Source organism: Ruegeria sp. CH8 (genome assembly GCF_056536985.1).
On the sequence record NZ_JBQFQR010000015.1, the window covers coordinates 22,004 to 45,653 of the forward strand.

Annotated in this window: 22 protein-coding genes; 9 read left to right on the plus strand and 13 right to left on the minus strand. The window is 59.4% G+C overall.

Annotated elements, in window-relative coordinates:
* Positions 1–53: 53 nt before the first annotated feature.
* A complete protein-coding gene (locus ACR0ER_RS16910; RefSeq protein WP_480769944.1) occupies positions 54–620 on the plus strand; it encodes a carboxymuconolactone decarboxylase family protein in 567 nt (188 codons plus the stop codon).
* Here ACR0ER_RS16910 and recF read toward each other — a convergent pair.
* From recF to ACR0ER_RS16945, 7 genes are all read right to left on the minus strand, one after another.
* Positions 617–1,714 carry a DNA replication/repair protein RecF gene (gene recF / locus ACR0ER_RS16915; protein WP_480769945.1) on the minus strand — a complete coding sequence of 366 codons (1,098 nt, stop codon included), beginning with the start codon at positions 1,712–1,714 and terminating at the stop codon, positions 617–619. The genes ACR0ER_RS16910 and recF overlap by 4 nt on opposite strands.
* Before the next feature lie 39 nt (positions 1,715–1,753).
* Positions 1,754–2,875, minus strand: a complete 1,122-nt coding sequence (dnaN, locus tag ACR0ER_RS16920) for a DNA polymerase III subunit beta (protein WP_170334727.1) — start codon at positions 2,873–2,875, stop codon at positions 1,754–1,756.
* A gap of 226 nt (positions 2,876–3,101) precedes the next feature.
* Positions 3,102–4,493 carry a chromosomal replication initiator protein DnaA gene (gene dnaA, locus ACR0ER_RS16925; protein WP_480769946.1) on the minus strand — a complete coding sequence of 464 codons (1,392 nt, stop codon included), beginning with the start codon at positions 4,491–4,493 and terminating at the stop codon, positions 3,102–3,104.
* Between the two features lie 554 nt (positions 4,494–5,047).
* On the minus strand, positions 5,048–5,311 hold the full coding sequence (rpsT, locus tag ACR0ER_RS16930; protein ID WP_058282200.1) for a 30S ribosomal protein S20: 264 nt from the start codon (positions 5,309–5,311) through the stop codon (positions 5,048–5,050).
* Between the two features lie 226 nt (positions 5,312–5,537).
* Entirely contained in the window at positions 5,538–6,314 is a 777-nt protein-coding gene (locus tag ACR0ER_RS16935) for an enoyl-CoA hydratase (protein WP_480769947.1), read from the minus strand.
* Positions 6,315–6,380: 66 nt separating this feature from the next.
* Positions 6,381–7,232 (minus strand): bifunctional DNA-formamidopyrimidine glycosylase/DNA-(apurinic or apyrimidinic site) lyase, encoded by an 852-nt coding sequence (mutM, locus tag ACR0ER_RS16940; protein ID WP_480769948.1) that lies wholly within the window; start codon positions 7,230–7,232, stop codon positions 6,381–6,383.
* On the minus strand, positions 7,190–7,882 hold the full coding sequence (locus tag ACR0ER_RS16945; protein WP_480769949.1) for a hypothetical protein: 693 nt from the start codon (positions 7,880–7,882) through the stop codon (positions 7,190–7,192). The genes mutM and ACR0ER_RS16945 overlap by 43 nt, the downstream gene beginning before the upstream one ends.
* A gap of 189 nt (positions 7,883–8,071) precedes the next feature.
* Here ACR0ER_RS16945 and ubiE point away from each other — a divergent pair, with 189 nt between their 5' ends.
* Together ubiE and ubiB are read left to right on the plus strand one after the other, a co-directional pair.
* A complete protein-coding gene (ubiE, locus tag ACR0ER_RS16950) occupies positions 8,072–8,824 on the plus strand; it encodes a bifunctional demethylmenaquinone methyltransferase/2-methoxy-6-polyprenyl-1,4-benzoquinol methylase UbiE (protein WP_480769950.1) in 753 nt (250 codons plus the stop codon).
* A gap of 3 nt (positions 8,825–8,827) precedes the next feature.
* Positions 8,828–10,357, plus strand: coding sequence for a 2-polyprenylphenol 6-hydroxylase (ubiB, locus tag ACR0ER_RS16955; RefSeq protein WP_480769951.1), 1,530 nt, complete (start codon positions 8,828–8,830; stop codon positions 10,355–10,357).
* Between the two features lie 95 nt (positions 10,358–10,452).
* Here the strand turns inward: ubiB and ACR0ER_RS16960 are convergent, their stop codons facing one another.
* Positions 10,453–11,628, minus strand: a complete 1,176-nt coding sequence (locus tag ACR0ER_RS16960) for an acetyl-CoA C-acyltransferase family protein (RefSeq protein ID WP_480769952.1) — start codon at positions 11,626–11,628, stop codon at positions 10,453–10,455.
* 117 nt (positions 11,629–11,745) lie between these two features.
* Between ACR0ER_RS16960 and ACR0ER_RS16965 the strand changes: the two genes are divergently transcribed.
* The 6 genes from ACR0ER_RS16965 to ACR0ER_RS16990 all read left to right on the plus strand — a co-directional run bounded on the left by ACR0ER_RS16965 (position 11,746) and on the right by ACR0ER_RS16990 (position 17,147).
* Entirely contained in the window at positions 11,746–12,309 is a 564-nt protein-coding gene (locus tag ACR0ER_RS16965) for a helix-turn-helix domain-containing protein (protein ID WP_480769953.1), read from the plus strand.
* Between the two features lie 77 nt (positions 12,310–12,386).
* Complete coding sequence (locus ACR0ER_RS16970) at positions 12,387–13,019, plus strand: sulfotransferase family protein (RefSeq protein WP_480769954.1); 633 nt, start codon at positions 12,387–12,389, stop codon at positions 13,017–13,019.
* A gap of 127 nt (positions 13,020–13,146) precedes the next feature.
* Positions 13,147–14,331 (plus strand): glycine C-acetyltransferase, encoded by a 1,185-nt coding sequence (locus ACR0ER_RS16975; RefSeq protein WP_480769955.1) that lies wholly within the window; start codon positions 13,147–13,149, stop codon positions 14,329–14,331.
* Between the two features lie 14 nt (positions 14,332–14,345).
* Positions 14,346–15,374 (plus strand): L-threonine 3-dehydrogenase, encoded by a 1,029-nt coding sequence (tdh, locus tag ACR0ER_RS16980; protein ID WP_480770043.1) that lies wholly within the window; start codon positions 14,346–14,348, stop codon positions 15,372–15,374.
* A gap of 63 nt (positions 15,375–15,437) precedes the next feature.
* Complete coding sequence (locus tag ACR0ER_RS16985) at positions 15,438–16,316, plus strand: tryptophan 2,3-dioxygenase (protein ID WP_480769956.1); 879 nt, start codon at positions 15,438–15,440, stop codon at positions 16,314–16,316.
* Positions 16,317–16,319: 3 nt separating this feature from the next.
* Positions 16,320–17,147, plus strand: a complete 828-nt coding sequence (locus tag ACR0ER_RS16990) for an alpha/beta hydrolase (protein ID WP_480769957.1) — start codon at positions 16,320–16,322, stop codon at positions 17,145–17,147.
* Positions 17,148–17,180: 33 nt separating this feature from the next.
* Here ACR0ER_RS16990 and ACR0ER_RS16995 read toward each other — a convergent pair whose 3' ends face one another.
* The 5 genes from ACR0ER_RS16995 to rimP all read right to left on the minus strand — a co-directional run bounded on the left by ACR0ER_RS16995 (position 17,181) and on the right by rimP (position 23,545).
* Positions 17,181–18,023: a class I SAM-dependent methyltransferase gene (locus tag ACR0ER_RS16995; RefSeq protein ID WP_480769958.1), complete on the minus strand. Its 843-nt coding sequence runs from the start codon at positions 18,021–18,023 to the stop codon at positions 17,181–17,183.
* Positions 18,024–18,211: 188 nt separating this feature from the next.
* Complete coding sequence (infB, locus tag ACR0ER_RS17000) at positions 18,212–20,686, minus strand: translation initiation factor IF-2 (protein ID WP_170334696.1); 2,475 nt, start codon at positions 20,684–20,686, stop codon at positions 18,212–18,214.
* 8 nt (positions 20,687–20,694) lie between these two features.
* The gene (locus ACR0ER_RS17005; RefSeq protein ID WP_480769959.1) at positions 20,695–21,318 is read right to left on the minus strand and encodes an RNA-binding protein; all 624 of its coding nucleotides are present in this window, start codon (positions 21,316–21,318) and stop codon (positions 20,695–20,697) included.
* A 23-nt stretch (positions 21,319–21,341) separates the two neighbouring features.
* Positions 21,342–22,955 carry a transcription termination factor NusA gene (nusA, locus tag ACR0ER_RS17010; RefSeq protein ID WP_480769960.1) on the minus strand — a complete coding sequence of 538 codons (1,614 nt, stop codon included), beginning with the start codon at positions 22,953–22,955 and terminating at the stop codon, positions 21,342–21,344.
* On the minus strand, positions 22,955–23,545 hold the full coding sequence (gene rimP, locus ACR0ER_RS17015; RefSeq protein WP_480769961.1) for a ribosome maturation factor RimP: 591 nt from the start codon (positions 23,543–23,545) through the stop codon (positions 22,955–22,957). The genes nusA and rimP overlap by 1 nt, the downstream gene beginning before the upstream one ends.
* Positions 23,546–23,650 lie beyond the last annotated feature (105 nt).

Consider the following 23,650-nt stretch of genomic DNA (forward strand, 5'->3'; position numbering starts at 1 on the left):
TCACTCAAGAAACCCTAAATACGACTCATCGTGCCAGAAACAGGAGTTCCGACATGGCCAATTTCCCGTCTCATGACCTCGAAACCGCACCCGAAGGGTCCAAACCGCTGCTGGAGAAATCGCAAGCCGCCTTTGGCCGCCTGCCCGGCCTGCATAAGGTGATGGCGGAAAGCCCGCAGCATCTGGAAGGCTATCAGGTTCTGCACGGCTTGTTCCTGCAGACCGACTTCGACAATGACGAGAAAACCGTCGTCTGGCAGACCATCAACGTGGAAAACGAGTGCCACTATTGCGTCCCTGCCCATACCGGCATCGCCAAGATGATGAAGGTGTCGGACGAGATCACCGAGGCCCTGCGCAACGAAACTCCGCTGCCTTCGCCCAAGCTTGAGGCGCTGCGCACCTTCACTCTGCAAGTAATGGAATCCCGCGGCAATCCGACCGAGGAACAGCTGCAGGCCTTCTTTGACGCTGGCTACTCGCATCGCGCGGTTCTGGATGTGGTGCTGGGTCTGGCGCAGAAAACCATGTCGAACTACGTCAACCACATGGCCAAAACCCCGGTCGACGAAGTTATGCGCGGCTTCCTGTGGGAACGCAAAGTCGGCGAACCGGCCTAAGCGGTCACGACCGAGCCCTCATCGCCTTCGGTAACAACCAGCGTTTGGGCTCGCGCTCCCAATTCGGAAAACAGTTCTGGCCCGGTGCCCGTCATCCAGGCCTGAGCGCCCAGCGCGCAAATCTCATCATAAAGCGCCGCGCGCCGCCCGGCATCCAGATGCGCGGCCACCTCATCCAGCAACACAATCGGGGGCGATCCCACCATCCCCGCCAGTGCCCGCGCATTGGACAGGATTAACGATACCAACAACGCCTTCTGCTCTCCGGTCGAGCAGTCCTTGGCCGGAACCCCTTTGGCGGCGAATACGCCGTAGAGATCCGTCCGATGCGGCCCGACCAACGTCCGCCCCGCCGCCAGATCGCGGAATCGGCTCTCATTCAACGCCTCACGCAGATCATCGGCCGTCTCGGGCATCGCTCCTTCGGTCTGTATCAGCTCCAGATCAGCCGACGGGAAGGCGGTTTCTGCCTGCTCTTGCGCCGCGCGCAGGTGATCCAATGCTGAAAGCCGTGCTGCATGAATGCGGTGACCGGTCTCGGCCATCTGCCCCTCAAGCGCCGCATACCAATGTGCATCGCGCACCTGCTCTTTCAGCAGGCGGTTCCGTTCGCGCATGGATTTTTCATAAGTCAGGGACGCCTCGGCATGCGCAGGATCGAAACTCAGCGCGATGCGGTCCAGAAATCGCCGGCGCCCTTCGGCCCCTTCGATCCACAGCCGGTCCATCGACGGGATCAACCAAACCACCCGCGCCAGCTTGCCCAGATCGATCTGGCTGGCTGCCTTGCCATCAATCCGAACCTGACGTGCAGCACCGCCTTCGGACCATGTTTCAATCTCGTAGTTCTGCCCCTGCGCGTTCAGCAGACCGGACAGCTTCCAGCCCAGCGCCTCAGGGCGGCGAGTCATCTCGGCCGCACTGGCCCGACGCATCCCGCGACCGGGCGAGAACAACGACACAGCTTCAAGGATATTGGTCTTACCGGCTCCGTTCGGCCCATGGATAGCCACTGGCCGCCCATCCAGAGACAGCCGCGCCAGTTTGTGGGACCGGAAATGCGATACCGTAAGTTCGGTCAGGGCCAAAGTCATGACCCCTCCCTTCCGTTAAGGATCACCCCGCAGGGTCGATCAGACGCGCATCGGCATGACAACGTAGACCGCGCTTTGATCATTGCCTTCGCGCATCAATGTCGGGTCACCGGCCGAGTTGAACAGGAACACCGCATTCTCGCGATCCACCTGTGAGGCAATCTCCAGAAGGTACTTTGCGTTAAAGCCAATCTCCAGCCGCTCATCGCCATAAGCCACGGCCAGCTCTTCCTCGGCGGCACCGCTGTCAGGCGCATTAACCGACAGAACCAGCTTGTCCGCATCCAGTTGCAGCTTCACCGCGCGCGAGCGCTCGGACGAAACCGTCGCCACCCGATCAACAGCCTGCGCGAATTCGGCAGCGTCCACTTCCAGCTGACGGGTGTTGCCCTGCGGAATCACACGAGTGTAGTCGGGGAAAGTGCCATCGATCACTTTTGACGTCAGCGTAATATCGGGTGTTGCGAAACGGATTTTGGTTTCGCTCACCGAAACAGCGATGTCCATTTCATCATCGTCCAGCAGCTTGCGCAGCTCACCCACGGTTTTGCGCGGTACGATCACGCCAGGCATGTCCGCCGCGCCGTCTGGCAGATCGGCATCAATGCGGGCCAGGCGGTGGCCATCGGTGGCCACGCAGCGCAGCACCTTGCCGCCTTCGGAACCGTCGGCCACGTGCATGTAGACACCGTTCAGGTAGTACCGGGTCTCTTCGGTCGAGATGGCAAATTTCGACTTGTCGAACAACCGCCGCAGCAGAGCCGCGGATGCGGTGAAATTCGACTGATACTCCGAGGACGCCATCACCGGGAAATCCTCTTTCGGCAGCGTCGCCAGCGAAAAGTTCGACCGGCCCGCTTCAACCGTCAGACGGCCCGCAGCGCTGTCGGCGGTCAGGGTCACCAATGCGCCGTCCGGCAATTTGCGCACAATCTCGTGCAGGGTTGTCGCAGCCACGGTTGTGGCACCGGCCTTTTCCACCTGCGCCGGGGCCTTGTCGACCACTTCGATATCCAGATCGGTGGCGCGGAACATGGCTTCGTTGCCTTCGGCCTCGATCAGCACGTTGGCAAGTATGGGAATGGTGTTGCGACGTTCTACAACAGATTGGGCCTGGGAAACGGCCTTGAGAAGGGTGCCGCGTTCGATGCTGATCTTCATACCCTCAGTTCCTCTGACTTGCGTACCGACATGGGCGGGACTGGCACGTTAGCGGTTCCACCCTGAGGCACAAGGATTTTTTATGGTTTTCTGGGTCGGAACGCCCAATGCGTCAAGGGCCGCGTGGCCGCGCGGGCACAGTTCACAGGCGACCGTGGATTATTGCGCACAAAAAAGCCCCGGGCGCAGAGGTCCGAGGCCTTCCCTGAGGGACTTGAGGTAAGTCTCAGGCTTCCAGCGCGCGGCGCAGCATTTCCACGTCTTCAGCAATCTGGCCGTCGGTGGTTTTCAGCTCTTCGATGCGTTTGACGCCATGCATGACCGTGGTGTGGTCACGCCCGCCAAAGCGGCGGCCGATTTCAGGCAGCGAGCGACTGGTCAGTTGCTTGCACAGATACATCGCCACCTGACGCGGACGGGCATAGGACCGCAGGCGCTTGGGGCCGATGATGTCGGACAGGCGGATGTTGTAGTAATCCGACACTTTGCGCTGGATCTCTTCGACGGTGATCTTGCGCTCGGACGCGCGCAGCACGTCGGCCAGACAATCCTGCGTCAGTTCCATGTCGATCTCACGACCCACCAGCGAGGCAAAGGCGAACAAACGGGTCAGGGCACCTTCCAGCACACGAACGTTGGTCGAGATACGATGGGCCAGAAACTCCAGCACGCCATCGGCGATGGTCAGGTCGGGATATGTATTGCTGTATTGCTGCACCTTGTTCTGCAGGATACCCAGCCGCAATTCGTAATCGGTCGGGTGCAGGTCAACGACCAAACCGCACTGCAGACGTGACTTCACGCGGTCTTCCAGATCCTTGATCTCACCCGGGGCGCGGTCCGCCGAGATGATGATCTGCTTGTTTTGATCCACCAGCGCGTTGAAGGTGTGAAAGAACTCTTCCTGTGTCGAATCCTTGCCCGCGATGAACTGCACGTCATCGACCATCAGCACATCGACCGAACGGAACAGGTGTTTGAAGTCCATCATCCGACGCTCGCGCAGAGCCTGAACAAAGCGGTACATGAACTGTTCCGCCGACAGGTACAGAACATTCAGTTCGGGACGCTTGGTTTTAAGCTCCCATGCGATGGCGTGCATGAGGTGCGTTTTACCCAGACCTACGCCCCCATAAAGAACCAGCGGGTTGAAGGTGACGGGGCCGCCTTCGGACACACGGCGCGCCGCAGCATGGGCCAGTTCGTTGGGCTTGCCGACAACGAAGCTGTCAAAGGTAAAACGGGTGTCCAAAGGCGCGGCCTGTAGCGATTCCAGCGCATCATTTGCCGACTCAGCCTGCTGCGACAGAGATTGGGGCTGAGGCGAATCCTGCACGACTACGGGCGCAGTTTCATTGGTCGGGCGCACCGGCGAATTGGCGGCAACTCGAAATGCCAATCGTTGAACCGATTCCCCGGCGGTGTTCATCTCATATAAGATGAGGTCCGCAAAATTCTGGCTCACATAGTTGCCCATAAAATTCGTCGGAACCGAGAACACCGCCACACCATCCTGCAGCTCTTGGAATTCAAGAGGTTCGATCCAGGTGGTATAGTTGTTCTTACCGACCGCCTTGAGCAATTTGTTACGCAGTTGTCCCCATTTTTCTTGTGTCATCAAGCGCCTCACGCATCCCATTCTTTATTGGCCTGTCGGCCTTATTACCCAGTTCCGGTTACCCGGTTATTGGCGTACACTTGCAAAAGGGTACCCACACGCCAAACCACATGGATTTGGCGAGGATGTCGTAATAGTCAGCACGGCCTAGCCAATGGACACCCATAAACCGGGCGCCCCGTAGGCCGGGTTGCGCATCGCAAACATGTTTTAGACAGGGCTCAGATCTTTGGTGACCCAAAAACCTATAGCAGACCAGCAAACAGGCAGTATCCGTTTGCCGACATTTGTTTCACGACCATCCTGATGCCCGTCAGTATAATCAGTGAAACAGCCTGTCCCCCCAAGCGAGTGAATCGCTGACTTAGTGGTAACAAGAGGCCATGGCGTACGGCAACGAAACTCTGATGTTGACTCGGGTCTTCGGCAGAAAGAATCTCTCGGCTTCGTGAAGACGCGGCTTTCCGGCAACAGCACGAAAAAAGCGCCACGAATTGTGACGCTTTTGTAAACAATTTAGCATTGTTTTGTTGACCTTACGTCAACCTTTAGGTTTAGCCCAGTGCTTTGACCCGTGCCGACAGGCGCGACATCTTGCGCGAGGCGGTGTTCTTGTGGAAGACGCCTTTCGTGACGCCGCGCATCAGTTCGGGCTGAGCAGCGCGCAGGGCTGCGGTCGCTGCGTCCTTGTCGCCGGATGCGATCGCTTCTTCGACTTTGCGCAGGTAGGTGCGGATGCGCGAGCGGCGTGCTTTGTTGATTGCGAAACGCTTGTCATTCTGACGCGCGCGTTTTTTAGCCTGGGGCGAATTTGCCATGTGTTTCTGACCTTCGTTCGGTACGGTTATATTCGGTTGCGCGTCACGGATTATCCGCACCGGATCAGAATCACGGGTGTGAGTCGGGCCAAGCGGGCCGCACGCGCATGTATAGCGGCGCTAGTTATCCAAGATTGCCGGCTTTGCCAAGCGGATTCTTTCGCGGTGCATGGCAGGCATGAAAAAGGCGGGCCAGGCCCGCCTGTTCCGATCCGTTGCGCCCGGCTTACTTGTCGCGGAACTGGGCAGCGCGTTTTTCCTGAAACGCGGCCATGCCTTCTTTCTGATCTTCAGTCGCAAACATGGAATGAAAGACGCGGCGTTCGAACAGCAGGCCTTCGCTCAGCGTCACTTCGTAGCTGCGGTTGACGGCCTCTTTGGCGGCCATCGCACTCAGCTGGGATTTCTCGGCGATCTTGTGAGCCGCACCAATGGCCTCTTCCATCAACTTCTTGGACGGAACGACGCGGCTGACCAGCCCGGCACGCTCGGCTTCTTCGGCGTCCATGAAACGGCCGGTCAGGTTCATATCCATCGCCTTAGACTTGCCGACAAAGCGGGTCAGGCGCTGTGTACCCCCCAGCCCGGCAATGACGCCCAGATTGATCTCGGGTTGACCAAACTTGGCAGTGTCAGCGGCAATGATAAAATCGCACATCATCGCCAGTTCGCACCCGCCGCCCAGCGCATAGCCAGACACGGCGGCAATGATCGGTTTGCGGATCGCACAGATGCGGTCATTGAAGTCGCCGAACAGGTTCGCCTCGTAGACGTCGACAAAGCTCATCTCGGACATCTCTTTGATATCCGCACCAGCCGCAAAGGCCTTGTCCGAGCCGGTGATGACGATGCAACGCACCTTGTCGTTCTGATCCGCATCTTCAAGCGCCGAGCTAAGCTCTTGCGTGAGCTGCGAGTTCAGTGCGTTCAGTGCATCGGGCCTGTCGAGCTTGATAAGTGCGACGTGGTCTTCGATTTCGACGATGATCGTCTCAAAAGCCATGAGGTGTAAGCTTCCGGTTGTTCCGTTCAGATACGATTCCTTATCACGCGAGGGCGCTGGATCAAGCTATCTTTGGCATTGCGCGCAATAGAAGGATGAGCGACCGGATTGGGTGATTCTTATGACGATGCCATCGCAGCCCTCAGTGCGGCAGGGTTCGCCCTCGCGGCCATAAACGTCAAAGCTGTGCTGAAAATATCCAAGTTCTCCATCGGCTTGGCGGAAATCGCGCAGCGATGAGCCGCCCGCCTCGATGGCGTCCAGCAGCACCTGCCGGATGATCGGCACCAGCGCCGCAACGCGCCCCGCAGAAATCTGTCCAGCTTTGCGACGTGGCGACACGCCTGAGCGATAAAGCGCCTCGCAAACATAAATATTGCCCAATCCGGCAACGATTCCCTGATCCAGAAGCGCCGATTTGACAGGTGTGTTCTTGCCCTTGAATGCCTCGATCAAGTGCTGTTCGTGGAAATCATTTCCCAGAGGTTCCGGCCCCAGAACCGACAACAGTTTATGCGCCTCGGCAGTAGCGGTCGGCAGCAGGTCCATCGCGCCGAACCGACGCGGGTCGTTGAAGGTCACCCTCGCACCATTGGCCATGTGGAACACAACATGATCATGTTTTTCCGGCATCGGGTGTTCGTGCACAAACTGACCCAGCGGATCACCCGACACCGTCATTCGCCCGGACATGCCCAGGTGAATCAGCAAGGTCTCTCCACTGTTGAGATCGGCCAGAATGTATTTCGAGCGCCGCCGCAGCCGGTCAACCCGCTGCCCGGTCAGCCGTTCGGCCATGCGGTCAGGGAAGGGCCAGCGTAGATCGGGGCGGTTCACGTCGGCCCGTTCGATCACCACGCCCTCCATGGCGGGTGTCAGCCCACGGCGGACCGTTTCGACTTCGGGAAGTTCCGGCATGTGCTCTCCTGATTTGCCGCCAATGCGCCTTCCAGCGCACCCACCATTTCATCATGTCCGGTTACATATCTCAGAATGCGCGCCGTCTTCCCATCTGAAAAACGCAAACGATACATCGGACCGTTGCTGTGTTCGACCGCCACAAGCTTGCCCAGATCAAAGGAATGGCGTTGAAACAACGCCCCGGTCACGGTCAGTTCCTTTCCATCGATGGTCACCCGATAGACGAAATGGTGCAACACATTGAAGGCAAGCACTGCTATCAGCGCGACCTTGAAAAGGGTGACGGGATAACTGCCGAATTCCACCTCAAGCGCTCCCATCGCGTAAACATCGAGTTTGTAGGCGAGAGCCAGATAAACCGCCACGAGCACAAACAGAGTTTTATAACGCAGCCCAAAGGTCGTCCGATAGGTGGTTTTATTCAGTGTGTGTTCGGGTGAACTTTGGCTGCCGCGCATGGCCGTTCTTTCGAAGCCGCGATCCCATATTGGCAGGTCCTTGCTCTGATCGCGTATGTCGTTCCATTCACTAGGACCGCGCCATTTAGCGAAATACCGGCGTCCAAAGAGGATCGCCCGAAAAAACAAGACAACCAGTATGACAAACACCGATGTCTGGAAGACAAGAAGCGGAGTAACCTCAATCATTTTGTCAGCAATATCCTATCACGCGGGCTGTCGTGCACGATCCGCCGCGAACATGAATCGTCAATGGGGCGCATTTGTGACTTTGGAGCGCACCAAACTGCGCCAATCTGTCCGTCTAGGCGGGGCGCGATTGTCTTCCCGGCGCTGAGCCCTATAAGGATGAGCAACACAGGCAAAGGCGCCCTTGCAATGTCCGACAACAACGACAAGACCACACATTTCGGGTTCGAAACCGTGCGCGAGGCCGACAAGGCCGGGCGCGTGCAGGGCGTGTTCAACTCGGTCGCCTCGAAATACGACGTGATGAACGATGTCATGTCGATGGGCATTCACCGGGTCTGGAAAGACGCGATGATGGACTGGCTGGCCCCGCGCCCCGGTCAGCGTCTGCTGGACGTGGCGGGCGGTACGGGCGATATCTCGTTCCGCTTCCTGAAACGCGCGGGCTATGGCCACGCCACCGTGCTGGACCTGACCGAGCCGATGCTGGTCGAAGGCCGTCAGCGCGCCGAGGCCGATCAGATGTCCGACAGCCTGAACTGGGTGGTGGGCGATGCGATGGCGCTGCCATTCGAGGACAACACCTTTGACGTCTACACCATCTCATTCGGCATCCGGAACGTGACCCGCCCGCAAGAGGCGTTGAACGAAGCGTTCCGCGTGCTAAAACCCGGTGGCCGTTTGATGGTGCTGGAATTCAGCCAGTTGCCGAATGACGGGCTACAGAAGCTCTATGATCTCTACAGTTTCAACGTCATCCCTCGCATGGGTAAGCTGATCGCCAATGATTACGACAGCTATCAATATCTGGTGGAATCGATCCGCAAGTTCCCCGACCAAGAGACTTTCCTGAATATGGTCCGCACCGCCGGGTTCGAAAATGCCAAGTACCGCAACCTCAGCATGGGTATCGCCGCGCTGCATTCCGGCTGGAAGATCTGATCTATGCGCGGCCCTCACAACATCATCCGCCTGATCCGCACAGGCGCAACGCTTGAACGCACTGGCGCCATGAATGTGGTGCTGGACGCTTTTGAGGCCCCACGTCCTTTGCGTTTTATTGCGCACGCTCTGGGCAAACCGTTCCAATGGCTGGGCTACAAGGGCGACCCAGACATGCCACCCGCCACCCGTGCACTAACTGCGCTGGGCCCGGCTTATATCAAGTTCGGTCAGGTGCTCTCGACCCGCCCTGACGTGGTAGGCAACGAGCTGGCCGCCCAGTTGCGTGTCCTGCAGGACAAGCTGCCACCCTTTTCCCGCGCCGAGGCCATGGCCGAAGTGGCAAAAGAGCTCGGTCAGTCAGTGGATGAGGTGTTCTCGGAATTCAGCGAACCCATCGCAGCTGCTTCGATCGCTCAGGTCCACAAGGCCAAGCTGACCAGCACCGGCGAAGACGTTGCCGTCAAGGTCTTGCGCCCCGGCATCGAACGCGCCTTCCGCAAAGACGTAGACGCGTTCTACTTCGCCGCCCGCATTGTCCAATTGTTCGCCCCCGGCGCGCGCCGCTTGCGCCCGATGGAGGTGATCGAGCACTTCGACGGCGTCGTGCGCGGAGAACTGGACCTGCGTCTGGAAAGCGCTGCCGCGTCGGAATACGCCGCCAACACCAAGGACGATGCCGGGTTCTGGTTGCCGCCTGTGGTCTGGTCTCTCTCTGCCCGTCGGGTGATGACTCTCAGCTGGGCCGACGGTATTCCGCTGGGCGAAAACGAAGCGCTCGATGCGGCGGGGCACAACCGCCGCGATCTGGCCGAACGCGTCCTGCGCCTGTTCCTATTGCACGCCCTGCGCGACGGTTATTTCCACGCCGACATGCATCAAGGCAACCTGAAGGTCGCGGCCAATGGCGATATCATCGCCTATGACTACGGCATCATGGGCCATATCGACGAATACACCCGCCGGGTCTATGCCGAGATCCTCTTCGGCTTCATCCGCCGCGACTACAAACGCGTGGCCGAGGTGCATTTCGAAGCCGGCTACGTGCCCGCCGACAGGGATGTCGATGAATTCGCCCGCGCCCTGCGCGCGGTGGGTGAGCCGATCTTTGGCATGGACGCCTCGAATATCTCGATGGGCCGCCTGCTGAACTACCTGTTCGAAGTCACCGAACGCTTCGGCATGGAAACCCGGACCGAGTTGATCCTGCTGCAACGGACGATGGTGGTAGTCGAGGGCGTCGCGCGCTCGCTCGATCCACACACGAACATCTGGGAAGTCGCCCGTCCCGTGGTCGAGGATTACATCAAACAATCAATCGGCCCCCGCGCGGCCCTGCGCGATTTCGGCAAAACGGCTTGGGTTCTGGCCCGGTTTGGCCCGCGCCTGCCGGGGTTGGTCGAAAACGCCCTGATTGCCCAGACCCAGAAGGACGAGCCGCAAACATCACCTCTGTGGTCCGCGGCCCTGCCAGCCGGTATCGGCGCTGCTGTTGGCGCTGCGCTGGTTCTGCTGCTCAACGCGCTCAGCTAAAGCCATCCCGCCCGCTTCATCTGTCCAAAATATCCTCGGGGGGAATCGCGCCCCGCGCGATGGGGGGGCAGACAGCCCCCCTGCCCGGCCCCGACTCAGAGCCTCTCGATGGCGATGGCAATCCCCTGCCCGCCTCCGATGCACATGGTGATCAGCCCTTTGGTCCCACCCGTGCGCTCCAGTTCGTACAGCGCCTTCAGCGTGATGATCGCCCCGGTCGCCCCCACCGGATGGCCCAGGGCAATCGCCCCACCATTCGGGTTCACTTTCCCCGCATTCAACCCGAGCTCCTGATTGACCGCCAGAGCCTGCGCCGCAAAGGCCTCATTGCTTTCGATCACGTCGAAATCGTCCACCGACAGGCCGGTCTTGTCCATCAGGTTCCGCACGGCTGGGACGGGCCCGATCCCCATCACCTCGGGGCGGACACCCGCATGGGCATAGCCCAGAATGCGCGCCTTAGGCTTCAACCCGGCCTTTTCAGCCGCCTCTGCCGTGGCCAGAACCATGGCCGCAGCACCGTCATTGATGCCCGAGGCGTTACCCGCGGTCACACGACCATCCTTTTTGAACACTGGCCGCAACCCGGCCAGCGCCTCAACCGTTGTGGCCTTGGGGTGTTCATCCACCTTGAAGTCCACCATATCCCGCTTGACCTTGACCTGAACTGGCGCGATCTGGCTGTCGAAAAACCCTGCATCGATCGCCGCTGCAGCGCGGGTCTGGCTGGTCACTGCAAAGTCGTCCATCTGCTCGCGGCTGATCTGGTGCTCGTCAGCGACATTCTCAGCCGTCACACCCATATGGCCGGTGCCGAAGGGACAGTTCAGCGCCCCAAGCATCATATCCAGCGAAGTGACGTCGCCCATCTTTGCGCCCCACCGCGCCTGCGGCACGATGTAGGGGCTGCGCGACATGCTCTCGGCTCCGCCGGCTACGGCAAACTCGGCATCGCCCAGCATCAGGGACTGTACCGCCGAAACAATCGCCTGCGCGCCTGATCCGCACAACCGGTTCACATTCATCGCGGGCGTTCCATTCGGAATACCCGCCTGCATCGCCGCAACACGGGACAAGTACATGTCGCGTGGCTCGGTATTGATTACATGCCCAAACACCACATGCCCGATCTGAGCGCCTTCAACACCCGAGCGCTCCAGCGCGGCTTCGGTAGCAACAGTCGCCAGGTCGATGGGCGCGGTCGACGCCAACGCGCCGCCAAAGGTTCCAATTGCGGTGCGGGCACCGTCCAGCAATACGATATCGGTCATGTCTGTCTCCTCCGGGATTCGGGGCCATTATGCATCTGCGGCATAGACCTGTCCCATGAGACGTCCCGTCACGGTTGGAATTGACATCCACCCCCGCAAGACGCATGAAATTCCGTCATGACGGACAACACTGACGATATCCTGACACGCCTGCCCGCCCGCCTGAAAGAGGCGCGCCGGGCCAAGGGGCTGTCGCTAGAAGCCGTGGCCAACCTCAGCGGCGTGTCCCGCTCCATGGTCAGCCAGATCGAACGCGGGGAAAGCAGCCCGACCATTTCAACCCTGTGGAACCTGACCAGGGCGTTGCAGGTGGACTTCGCGGGATTGTTGGAAGACGCCAACACCGCCAACCAGATCGAAGTGCTGCGCAAGGCCGAAGTACCCAGTATCGACAATATGGGCCAGAACTGCCGTATCCGCATTCTGTCACCGCCAGAAGAGGCCGGTGGTCACGAGGTCTACGATATCGAATTCGAAGCAGGCGGCGCATTGACCAGCCAACCCCATGCACGCGGTGCACGCGAACAACTGACCGTTCTGGACGGCTCGGTCCGCGTGACTTCCGGCACTGCGGTCAACGATCTGCAGGCGGGTGACACCGCACGCTATGCCGCTGACGTGACCCATTCGATCACAGCCAAAAGCTCCGCGCGCGTGTTCCTGATCGTTAAGAACGCCTGACCGTTTCGACCCTAAGATTGGGGAAAACGCCGAACCTGTGATAGCTTGTAGCTTTATCAACCATTGGGGGCATCCGGATGGGGCTTGAAGTTATTGGGGCCGGATTTGGCCGCACAAGAACGAATTCTCTGAAAATCGCTTTGGAACAACTGGGCTTTGGACCCTGTCATCACATGTTCGAAGTGCGCGACAATCCCACGCAACTGCCCGCGTGGGAGGCTGCGGCACGCGGAGAACCTTCGGATTGGGATGCCATGTTTCAGGGCTATCGCGCGCAGGTCGATTGGCCCGGCGCCGCTTACTGGCGACAGCTCGCCACGCATTACCCCGCCGCCAAAGTCATTCTGAGCGTCCGTGACCCTGACGCATGGTTTGACAGTGTGCAGGCCACAATTGGCCCGTTCATGACAACGATGCGGGGCAAACACGATCAACCGCACCTAAATGTCATTGCCGAAATGTGCAGTAAGTTCATTGTGCAGGATATCTTTGAGGGCCAACTGAATGATCGCGAGCACGCAACACGCGTGTTCAAGGCACATGTTGATGCGGTCGGCCAGACAATCCCGGCGGACCGGTTGCTGATCTATGAAACCGGGAGTGGTTGGGACCCACTATGCGCATTCCTTGGGGTCGACGCCCCTGAAGAACCCTATCCTCTGACCAATTCCAGCAAAGAGTTTCAAAAAAAGATCAACGAAGCAAATTAGTTAGATGCATCCAGCTAGGTGAACTCTTGTATTTCCAATATTTCGGATTTTATTCCGCAATACAGAATTCCCGTATTCCGGAATCAATTCCGCTATGATAGATAATGTCCTGCGCAAGGAGGATTCGATGTCGCAAGATTTCTTGAACCACATCACCGAAACGCTCGACCAGATTCGAGCTGAAGGCCTGTACAAAAGCGAACGAATGATCACCTCGCCTCAGGGCGGTGAGATTACTGTGGGCGACAAGCAGGTGATCAACCTGTGCGCCAACAACTATCTGGGTCTGGCCGATCACCCGGCACTGATCGGCGCCGCCAAGGGTGCTATGGAGCCCAAAGGGTTCGGCATGGCCTCAGTCCGGTTCATCTGCGGCACGCAGGATATACACCGCGAGTTGGAGCAAAAGCTGGCGCAGTTCCTGAACAAGGACGATGCGATCCTGTTCGCCGCCTGTTTCGACGCCAATGGCGGTCTGTTTGAGCCTTTGTTGGGGCCTGAAGACGCCATCATTTCGGACAGTCTGAACCACGCTTCGATCATCGACGGGGTGCGGCTGTGCAAGGCAAAGCGCTATCGTTACATGAACAATGACATGGACGACCTCGAAGCCTGGCTGAAACAGGCGCGCGAGGATGGCGCGCGGCATATCATGATCGCGACAGACGGCGTGTTTTCAATGGACGGCTATCTGGCCAACCTGCCGAAGATTCGCGAACTGGCCGACAAGTATGACGCCATCGTCATGGTGGATGACTGCCACGCCACAGGCTTCATGGGGCCGAACGGTGCGGGAACGCCGGATCACTTCGGCGTCGATGTAGACATCCTGACAGGCACCTTGGGCAAGGCACTTGGCGGGGCAATCGGCGGCTACATCGCCGGACCGCAACCGGTGATCGACCTGCTGCGGCAGCGGGCGCGGCCTTATCTGTTCTCAAACTCGCTGCCCCCCTCCATCGTTGCCGCCGGGCTGGAAGCCATCCGACTAGTCGAAGAGGGTGACATGCTGCGGGCCCAACTGTTCGGTAATGCCAAATACTGGCGCGCAGGGTTGGAGAAGCTGGGTTTTGACCTGTTGCCCGGCGAACATCCGATCATCCCGGTGATGCTGGGTGAGGCAACCTTGGCACAGGACATGGCCGCCAAATTGTTTGACGAAGGCGTCTATGTCTCGGGCTTCTTCTTCCCCGTCGTTCCGCGCGGTCAGGCGCGGATCAGAACCCAGATGAATGCGGCTCTGACTAAGGACGAACTGGACCGTGCGCTGGCGGCCTTTGGCAAGGTTGGCAAGGAATTGGGAGTGATCTGATGCGATCCAACACGATGAAAGCTTTGGAGAAGTCCAAACCCGAGGAAGGTTTGTGGATGGTGCAGGCTCCGGTTCCGGAAATCGGCCCCGAGGAAGTGCTGATCCGCATCAACAAGACCGGCATCTGCGGCACCGATATCCATATCTGGAACTGGGACGAGTGGGCCGCCGCCACCGTGCCCATTCCGATGATAACCGGCCACGAATTCGCCGGCGAGATCGTCGAGATCGGGCGCAATGTAACAGGGCTTGAGATCGGTCAGCGCTGCTCGGGCGAGGGCCACCTGATCACCACCGACAGCCGTCAGAGTCGTGCGGGTAAGTTCCATCTGGACCCCGGCACGCGGGGCATCGGCGTGAACGAACAGGGGGCCTTTGCGCAATACCTGAAATTGCCCGCGTTCAACGTGGTGCCTCTTCCAGATGATGTGCCAGATGAGATCGGCGCCATCCTCGACCCTCTGGGCAACGCCGTGCACACCGCGCTGAGTTTCGATCTGCTGGGTGAGGATGTTCTGATCACCGGCGCAGGCCCCATCGGAATCATGGCCTCGGCCGTCGCGCGTCATGCAGGTGCTCGGCACGTAGTGATCACCGATATCAATCCGGATCGCCTGAAACTGGCCGAACATGTGGTGCCTACGGTACGCACCGTCGATGTCTCCAAGGAGGATCTTCAGGACGTCATCACCGAATTGGGCATGAAAGAAGGCTTTGACGTGGGTCTGGAAATGTCCGGCTCACAAATCGCGCTGGACCAGATGGTCGAGGCGCTGGTGATGGGTGGAAAAATCGCCCTGCTGGGAATTCCGCCAGGAAAATCCCCAGTCGATTGGTCCCGCATCGTGTTCAAGGCCATCACCATCAAGGGCGTCTATGGGCGCGAGATGTTCGAGACCTGGTACAAGATGATCGCCATGTTGCAGAACGGTTTGGACGTAAGCCGGGTCATCACGCACCAGATGAAGGTCGACGATTTCGCCGAGGGCTTTGCCGCGATGAAATCGGGCCGGTCCGGCAAGGTGGTGCTGGACTGGACCTAACGCTCTGGCACCGCGCGGGTTTTGACCCTAAACAGGGAAGAACCCGCGCGTTTGGAGGAGCACATGGGCGACAAGGACAGGTATCTGGAACGCGGGATTGAGGACTCTCTGGTCACTGATTTCGCGCAGACCCATCGCAAGAGCTATGGAGATTTCCTGCAGCTCAAGACCCTGCTGAACCTGCAAAAGACCTTTCAGGACCCCGCCCAACCTGATGAGATGCTGTTTATCATCATCCATCAGGTCAGCGAGCTATGGCTGAAACTGATGCATCACCAACTGGTCGAGACACGCCGCTTCCTGCAACAGGACGCGTTTGGCCCGGCGATGAAAAACCTCGACCGGGTCAAGGCGATCCAGCGCCAGTTGATCTCGGCCTGGGAAACGTTGCTAACCATGACACCCGCCGATTACATGACCTTTCGCGAGGCGTTAGGCAGTTCGTCTGGTTTCCAAAGCTATGGCTACCGACAGATCGAGTTCATTCTGGGCAACAAGGATGCCGCGACACTGAAGGTGCATGAACATGACCCCGAGGTCATGGAGATGCTGAACAAGGCGTTAACCAAGCCGTCTTTATATGACGAAGTACTGTTTATGCTGTCCCGCCAAGGGCTTGACGTACCGCAGGACCTGCTGGAGCGGGATTTTGCACAGCCCTATTCCGGCGACCCGCGCGTGGTGAAAATCTGGGTGCAGGTGTTCCGTGACACGGATCGGTATTGGGACCTCTATGCACTGGCGGAAAAGCTGATGGATGTGGAATCCCTGTTCCAGCGCTGGCGGTTTGATCACGTAACGGCGGTCGAGCGGGTGATCGGCAACCAGCCCGGCACCGGCGGGTCCAGCGGCGTGTCCTTTCTGCGCAAGGCCTTGGATTTGCGCTTTTTCCATGATCTCTACGATGTACGCACCGAACTGATGTATACCGAGCAGGAGTAAGCGATGCTGTACCGGGGTTTCACTCAGGACGAACTGGATCAGGAATATTCGCCCCGGTCGATGATCGGCGGTGACCTGACCCCTTATGTGGACAGCTACGCCGCGCTCAGCGCACAGCATCGGGCGCAGATGAAGGTGAAAGAGAACCTAGCCTATGGCGACAGCCCGGCGCAGGTGTTGGATTTCTTTCCCGCAAAAGGCGCAGGCGCGCCGCTGCATGTGTTTATCCACGGCGGCTATTGGCAGGCTCTCAGCCAGCGTGAATCGGCGATGATGGCCCCTGCGCTGGTCGCAGCCGAGCAATCCTTCGCTACTTTGAACTACACGCTCGCCCCGGATGCGCGCATCGGGGACATGATCGAGGAATGCCGAAACGCCCTGCTCTGGCTGGCAGAGAACGCGTTCAATCTGGGGTTCGATCAATCCCGAGTAACTCTGTCCGGCCACAGTGCCGGGGCACAATTGGTTAGTATGGTCATGGCAGGTTCCGCCGATGCGCTGGCCCGTGCAGGGATGCGGGTGCGCGACGTGATCCTGATCAGCGGGGTCTACGATCTGGAACCGATCAGCCTCACCCCGGTCAACGATCCGTTGCAACTGACCCCGGTTGAGGTGAACGACCTCTCACCCATACGCCACGTGCCCCGACCCGGCCCGCGCTATCACGTAACGGTGGCCGAACGGGACACACCCGAGTTCATCCGCCAGAGCCGCGACTATGCCGAATTGCTACGCAAGGGCGGGCATTCGGTAAGTTTCGATCTGAAAAAGGGAATGCAACACTTCGATATCATTATGCATCCGGGGACGTTTCTGCCGGGGTCGCAGTAAATCCTGACCACACGAATGACCCGCACCCGTGCTTCAGGGTTCTCTGAGCGGCCAGGCGGCCACGGCCTTCGTCACGACGGAAGGGATCGGCACATCCCAGACTGGCCCGGCTCCATGCTTTTCCAGCACCCGCTCAATGACAGACTTGCGGATTGCAGAGGCGTTTTCTTCCGGTTGCGGGCGCAACAAGGCACCTCCGCGCGCAGTGCCTTCGCGAAAAAAGTCAAAGGGCGCACCAGGGTCGTCCACACGCCACATCGAAGCGACCGTTACAATTGAGAAATCCTCAAACCCGGCGGTAGACAGGACCGGAAAGGACAACGCAGAGTCTGCGTAGTCGTTCGCCCCAGGTCCGGGAGGCAGGGTAATGTCAGGGTGGCCATGTTCCGCAATCGCGTCGAAAACGTAGCCAAGCGCCGTATCTACCTCGGGTCCACACCAGACTGAGAAAGCCAGTTTTCCCCCGGGGCGCAACACGCGACGGGCCTCTTTAAACACCACCGGCGGATCGGGGACATGCGGAATCCCGAATCCGATGGTAACGGTGTCAAATTCTTCGTCATCGAAATCCAGGCCCATCGCGTCGCCCTCGACAAATCGCGCTTCGGGCACCGCATCCCGCGCCATTTCGAGCATAGCTGGCGAGAAATCGACACCGGTTACGTTTGCCCCGGCTCGGACCAGTCCAGCGGTCACATTGCCATGTCCACAGCACAAGTCGAGCGCCTTGGTGCCCGATCCGGGTGCAACTGCCGCGATGAGATGGGGAACCACCATGTTGGCGGCCCGGGCGAAGGTCTGAGCGTAGGATCGCGCGATATGCGCGTCCGACCACTCGCGCTTTTCAAGCGCCGCGAAATTATCTGCTTCCGCCATCCGCTGTCCTTTCCGGTACCGTTTGCAAGCTTAGCACATTTCCCGGCTATTCGCGCCCTTCGCAGACGAAGCGGCCCATCGGTCAATAACCTGATTGTTCAAAGGATTCGGACTGACAGGTTATGCGGGCATCCCACAAAAAAACGGCTCCGAGGAGCCGCTTTTTTCTGCTTCTATCCCGAACCAGATCAATCCAGCGTGCGGGTGACCTCTTCGCGCTCGAAGATCTCGATCACGTCGCCAGCGCGGATGTCGTCGTAGTTTTCGAATGCCATACCGCATTCCTGACCCGACTGAACCTCGGCCACTTCGTCCTTGAAGCGCTTGAGCGTCTTCAGCGTGCCTTCGTGGATCACCACGTTGTCGCGCAGCAGACGGACGCCTGCGGACCGGCGGGCAACGCCTTCGGTGACCAGACAGCCAGCAACCTTGCCGACGCCCGTAACCTTGAAGACTTCGCGGATCTCGGCGTAACCGATGAACTTTTCGCGGATCTCGGCGCTCAGCAGGCCGGACGCGGCCGCTTTCACGTCATCCACGAGGTCATAGATCACCGAATAGTACCGAATCTCGACACCCTTCTGGTTCGCAGTGTTCCGCGCCGAGGCGTTGGCACGCACGTTGAACCCGAAGATCGGTGCGCCTGACGCTTCGGCCAGACCAACATCCGTTTCGGTGATTGCGCCAACACCCGAGTGCAGAACGCGTACGCGCACTTCGTCGTTGCCGATTTTCTCCATCGCCTGAACGATGGCTTCGGCGGAACCCTGCACATCCGCTTTCATCAGAATCGGCAGCTCGGTGACGTTTTCGTCTTCCTTGGCCTTCTGCATCAGCTGCTCAAGGGTCGTTGCGGCACCGGCAGCAGCGCGTTTGTCCTTGGCGGCCTGCTCGCGATATTCCGCGATCTCACGGGCCTGTGCTTCGGTCTCGGTCACGTTCAGAACGTCACCGGCCTCGGGCGTACCGTTGAGACCCAGAACTTCGACCGGAACCGAGGGGCCAGCTTCCTTGACGCGTTCACCCTTGTCGTTGATCAGCGCACGGACTTTACCGTATTGCTCACCCACAACGAAGATGTCGCCCTGATGCAGCGTACCGTTCTGAACCAGAACGGTGGCAACGGGGCCACGGCCTACGTCCAGCTGCGCCTCGATCACGGCACCCTGGGCGGCGCGATCGGGGTTGGCTTTCAGCTCCAGAATCTCGGCTTGAAGCGCGATGGCTTCCAGCAGTTCGTCAAGACCCTGACCGGTGATGGCGGACACTTCGACGTCCTGAACCTCACCCGACATTTTCTCAACGATGACTTCATGCTGCAGCAGATCGGTACGCACCTTGTCCGGGTTTGCATCCGGCTTGTCGACCTTGTTGATCGCCACAATCATCGGCACTCCGGCCGCTTTCGCGTGGTTGATCGCCTCAATGGTCTGCGGCATCACCGCGTCGTCAGCAGCAACAACCAGAACCACGATATCCGTGACCTGAGCCCCGCGCGAACGCATCGACGTAAACGCCGCGTGACCCGGAGTATCCAGGAAGGTCAGCGTGGTGCCGCCATCGGTTTTCACCTGATAGGCGCCGATATGCTGGGTGATGCCACCGGCCTCACCAGCCACGACGCGCGCGTCGCGGATCGCATCCAGCAGCGAGGTTTTACCGTGGTCAACGTGACCCATGATGGTGATGACTGGCGGACGCGGCTGCAGATCGTCTTCGCTGTCTTCGACCTCTTTGATGACGTCCTCGACGTCCGAATCGGATACGCGAGTGACCTTGTGGCCAAACTCTTCGATGATCAGTTCAGCGGTGTCTGCGTCGATGGTCTGGTTCTGCGTGACCATCATGCCCATCTGCATCAGCGATTTGACGACATCAGCCACACGCTCGGCCATACGGTTGGCCAGCTCCGAGACCATGATCGCCTCGGGCAGCTGTACGTCGCGGATCACCTTTTCCCGCTCGACCGGGCCGCCCATGGCTTTTTGTCGCGCACGTTCTTGCTTGCGCTTCATCGACGCCATCGAGCGTTGGCGGTTGCCTTCGCCACCGGTCGCCTGACCCAGTGTCAGCTTGCCCGAGCGGCGGTTGTCATCACGACCTTTACCACGACCGCGCTGTTCGCGTTCGCGATCCTGCTTGCGCGGAGTCGCAGCAGGCGCCGGCTTGCTGGCCGGAGCACGGGCGGCTTTGGGTTCTTCGGGGGCCGGGGCGGCGGCAGCGCGTTTGGCGGCTTCTTCCGCCTCTTTGCGCTTGCGCTCTTCCTCTTCAGCCTTGGCCTTTGCACGTTCTTCAGCCTCACGCTGTTCGCGTTCCTTGGCTTCCTGCTCGGCACGGCGACGGGCGCGTTCTTCTTCACGCGCCTTTTCGGCGGCCTCGCGGGCGGCGGCCTCTTCGGCCTCGCGCGCTTTGGCGGCCTGCAATGCCTTCATCCGGCGGGCCATTTCCGCGTCGGAAATCCCGGCAGGGCGGCGCGACGGATCACCCGAGGGCGTTGCTCCGCCACCCGGCTTGCCGGCGCCCGGCTTGGGAACCACCACGCGTTTGCGTTTGGTTTCCACCACGACATTCTTGGTGCGTCCGTGGCTGAAACTCTGTTTCACATTTCCGGGGCGTGCCCCGCCACGAAGACCCAATGTCTTTTTGCCGTCATTATCGCTCATAAAGCTTCTTACCCTTCCGCGCGGCCCCTGCCGCCGTCATCCGTTTCGCGCAAGCCACGCAGGCGCTGCGCTTCCTCTACAACACGTTTGGCGAGTCCGCCAGAGGCCAAGGCCGCATGAATCACCGTTTGGCGACCAAATGCCTGCCCTAACTCGTCCGCCGTGAGCCATCCGATGTATTTACCGAAGTGCGGCGTGCTCAGTTTCGACTTGCCGCGCCCCGATCCATCGATGGCCTGAATCAGAACCTGGGCCTCTTCCCGGTCCAGCCACGTCTTGACCTTTTCGTACCCGGCGACCGCGTCACCGGACTTGCGCGCCAGGCTGAGCAACTCGATCACACGGCGCGCAACCTGCTTTTCGACCTCATCTGTCAGGTCCTCCGGCACGCTCACCTGTGCCTTGAACCCACGGGCGAACAGCTTTTTGCCCACGGCTTTGTCCAGCGCAGCGCGATCCGCCGCCACATAGACCCCGCGCCCCGGCAGTTTCGCCGCGACATCCGGATAGACCTGACCGTCCGGCCCCGTCACAAAGCGGATCAAGCCAAATTTAGGCTGAACCTCGCCCGTGGCGATGCACTTGCGCTCAGGTCCCTCGGACCGATCCTTATGGACGCCACCGCGACCCATGTGCGCCACCCGAGGCCCTGAGATCAGGCCTCGGCCTCCTCTTCAGCAACTTCGCTGTCTTCTTCGACTTGCTCCAACTCGGCCGGATCGACCCAGCCCAGCATAATGCGGGCAGTCATGACCAGATCCTGCGCCTCTTCCAGCGTTACCCCGAAAGGCTCAAGCACACCGTCATCCTTGATACGTTCCCCGTCGACCGTGGTCCAGCCGCCCGCCAGCTCCCAGTCGGCGCAGGTGGCAAAGTCTTCCAACGTTTTCACGTCGTCCTTTGCCAGAGCTTCTACCATCTGGGGTGTCAGGCCTTCGAATTCAATAAGGCTGTCTTCGGCGCCCAGTGCGCGAGCACTGTCCAGTGCCGCTTTGGCTTGTGCCTCCAGGAATTCACGAGCACGGGTCTGCAGTTCCTGCGCGGTGCCTTCGTCGACACCGTCGATCACCAGCAGTTCGTCAAGCTCAACATAGGCAACCTCTTCGAGGTTGGTGAAGCCTTCCGAAACCAGCAACTGAGCGAAGAATTCGTCCAGATCCAGGCTGTCCATGAACAGTTTGGTGCGGGCTTCGAATTCCTTCTGACGGCGCGCCGATTCTTCGGCTTCGGTCATGATGTCGATGTCCAGACCGGTCAGCTGGCTGGCCAAACGCACGTTCTGACCACGGCGGCCGATGGCAAGGCTCAGTTGTTCCTCAGGAACCACAACTTCGATCTTGCCGGCTTCTTCATCCAGAACCACCTTGGAAACCTCGGCTGGCTGCAGTGCGTTCACCAGGAAGGTCGGCTGATCTTCGTTCCACGGGATGATGTCGATCTTTTCACCCTGCAGTTCGTTCACAACGGCCTGCACGCGGCTGCCGCGCATACCAACGCAGGCGCCGACAGGGTCGATCGAACCGTCGTAGGAAATCACAGCGATCTTGGCGCGCGAACCGGGGTCACGAGCCACAGCTTTAACCTCGATGATGCCATCATAGATTTCCGGCACTTCCATCTTGAACAGTTCAGCCATGAATTCCGGCGCGGTGCGCGACAGGAAGATCTGGTGGCCACGAACCTCGCGGCGCACTTCCTTGATGTAGGCGCGCACACGGTCATTCGGGCGATAGCTTTCGCGGCCAATCTTGTCGTTGCGGCGCAGAACAGCTTCGGCACCACCCAGATCGACGATGACGTTGCCGAATTCTTCGCGTTTGACCGCACCGTTGATGATGGTGCCTGCGCGATCCTTGAATTCTTCGTACTGACGATCCCGCTCGGCTTCGCGAACCTTCTGCAGAATGACCTGCTTGGCGGACTGAGCAGCGATACGGCCCATTTCTACAGGCGGCACTTCTTCAACGAAGACGTCACCAACTTCGGGTGATTCCATGTACTGGCGCGCCTGCTCGATGGTCATTTCGGCCTGGTAGTTCTCCAGCTCCTCATCCTCGACGACGGTGCGCACGCGGGTAAAGGTCGCTTTGCCGGTCTTACGGTCGATTGAAACCCGGATGTCCATCTCGGCGCCGTAACGGCTCTTGGCGGCACGGGCGAGCGATTCTTCCATCGCTTCAACAACCAGACCGGGGTCGATCATCTTTTCGCGGGCCACGGCCTCGGCGGTCTGCAGCAGCTCCAGCTGGTTGGCTGAGGTGATTGCCATCAGTTCGTCTCCTCTTCGGACCCTTCGGTCTCAATCTCGTCGAAAGCGTTTTCGTTCAGGGCACCGGCGTCTTTGCGCTGGCGCAGCATTTCTTTGATCAGATCATCGGTTAGAACCAGCTTGGCGTCGCTCAGCCAGTCGAATCGTAGACCGATGGTGATCGTCTCAGCCCCTTCGGGGATGTTGATCAGAACTTCATCCCCTTCGATCCCGGCCAGCTCACCCTTGAATCGGCGGCGACCGTCGATCAACTCAGCGGTTTCGATCTTGGCCTCATAACCCTCGAAGGTCTCAAAATCCTTGAGACGGGTCAGAGGGCGGTCGATGCCGGGGCTGGAAACCTCCAGCGTATAGGCGTCCAAAATCGGGTCCTCAACATCCAGCGTGGCGCTGACCGCGTTGGAAATCTCGGCGCAGTCATCCACTTCGATACCGCCATCGGGCTTGTCGGCCATGATCTGCAGCGTGGTCTGCTTGCCGCTCATCAGGCGAATGCGGACCAACTCATACCCCAGATCCTCGATCACAGGGGTGATGATCTCGGCCAGTCGCCGGTCAATGGCAGCTTTGGCAATAAGGTCGTTTGTCATCTGGTTCTCTACCCTTCATCCGGGCACAAAAAAACGGGCGCGCGGCCCGTCGAAATTTCCGGTGGAGCCCCGGACCGAAGCCCGACACGCCGCTGTTGAAACTGC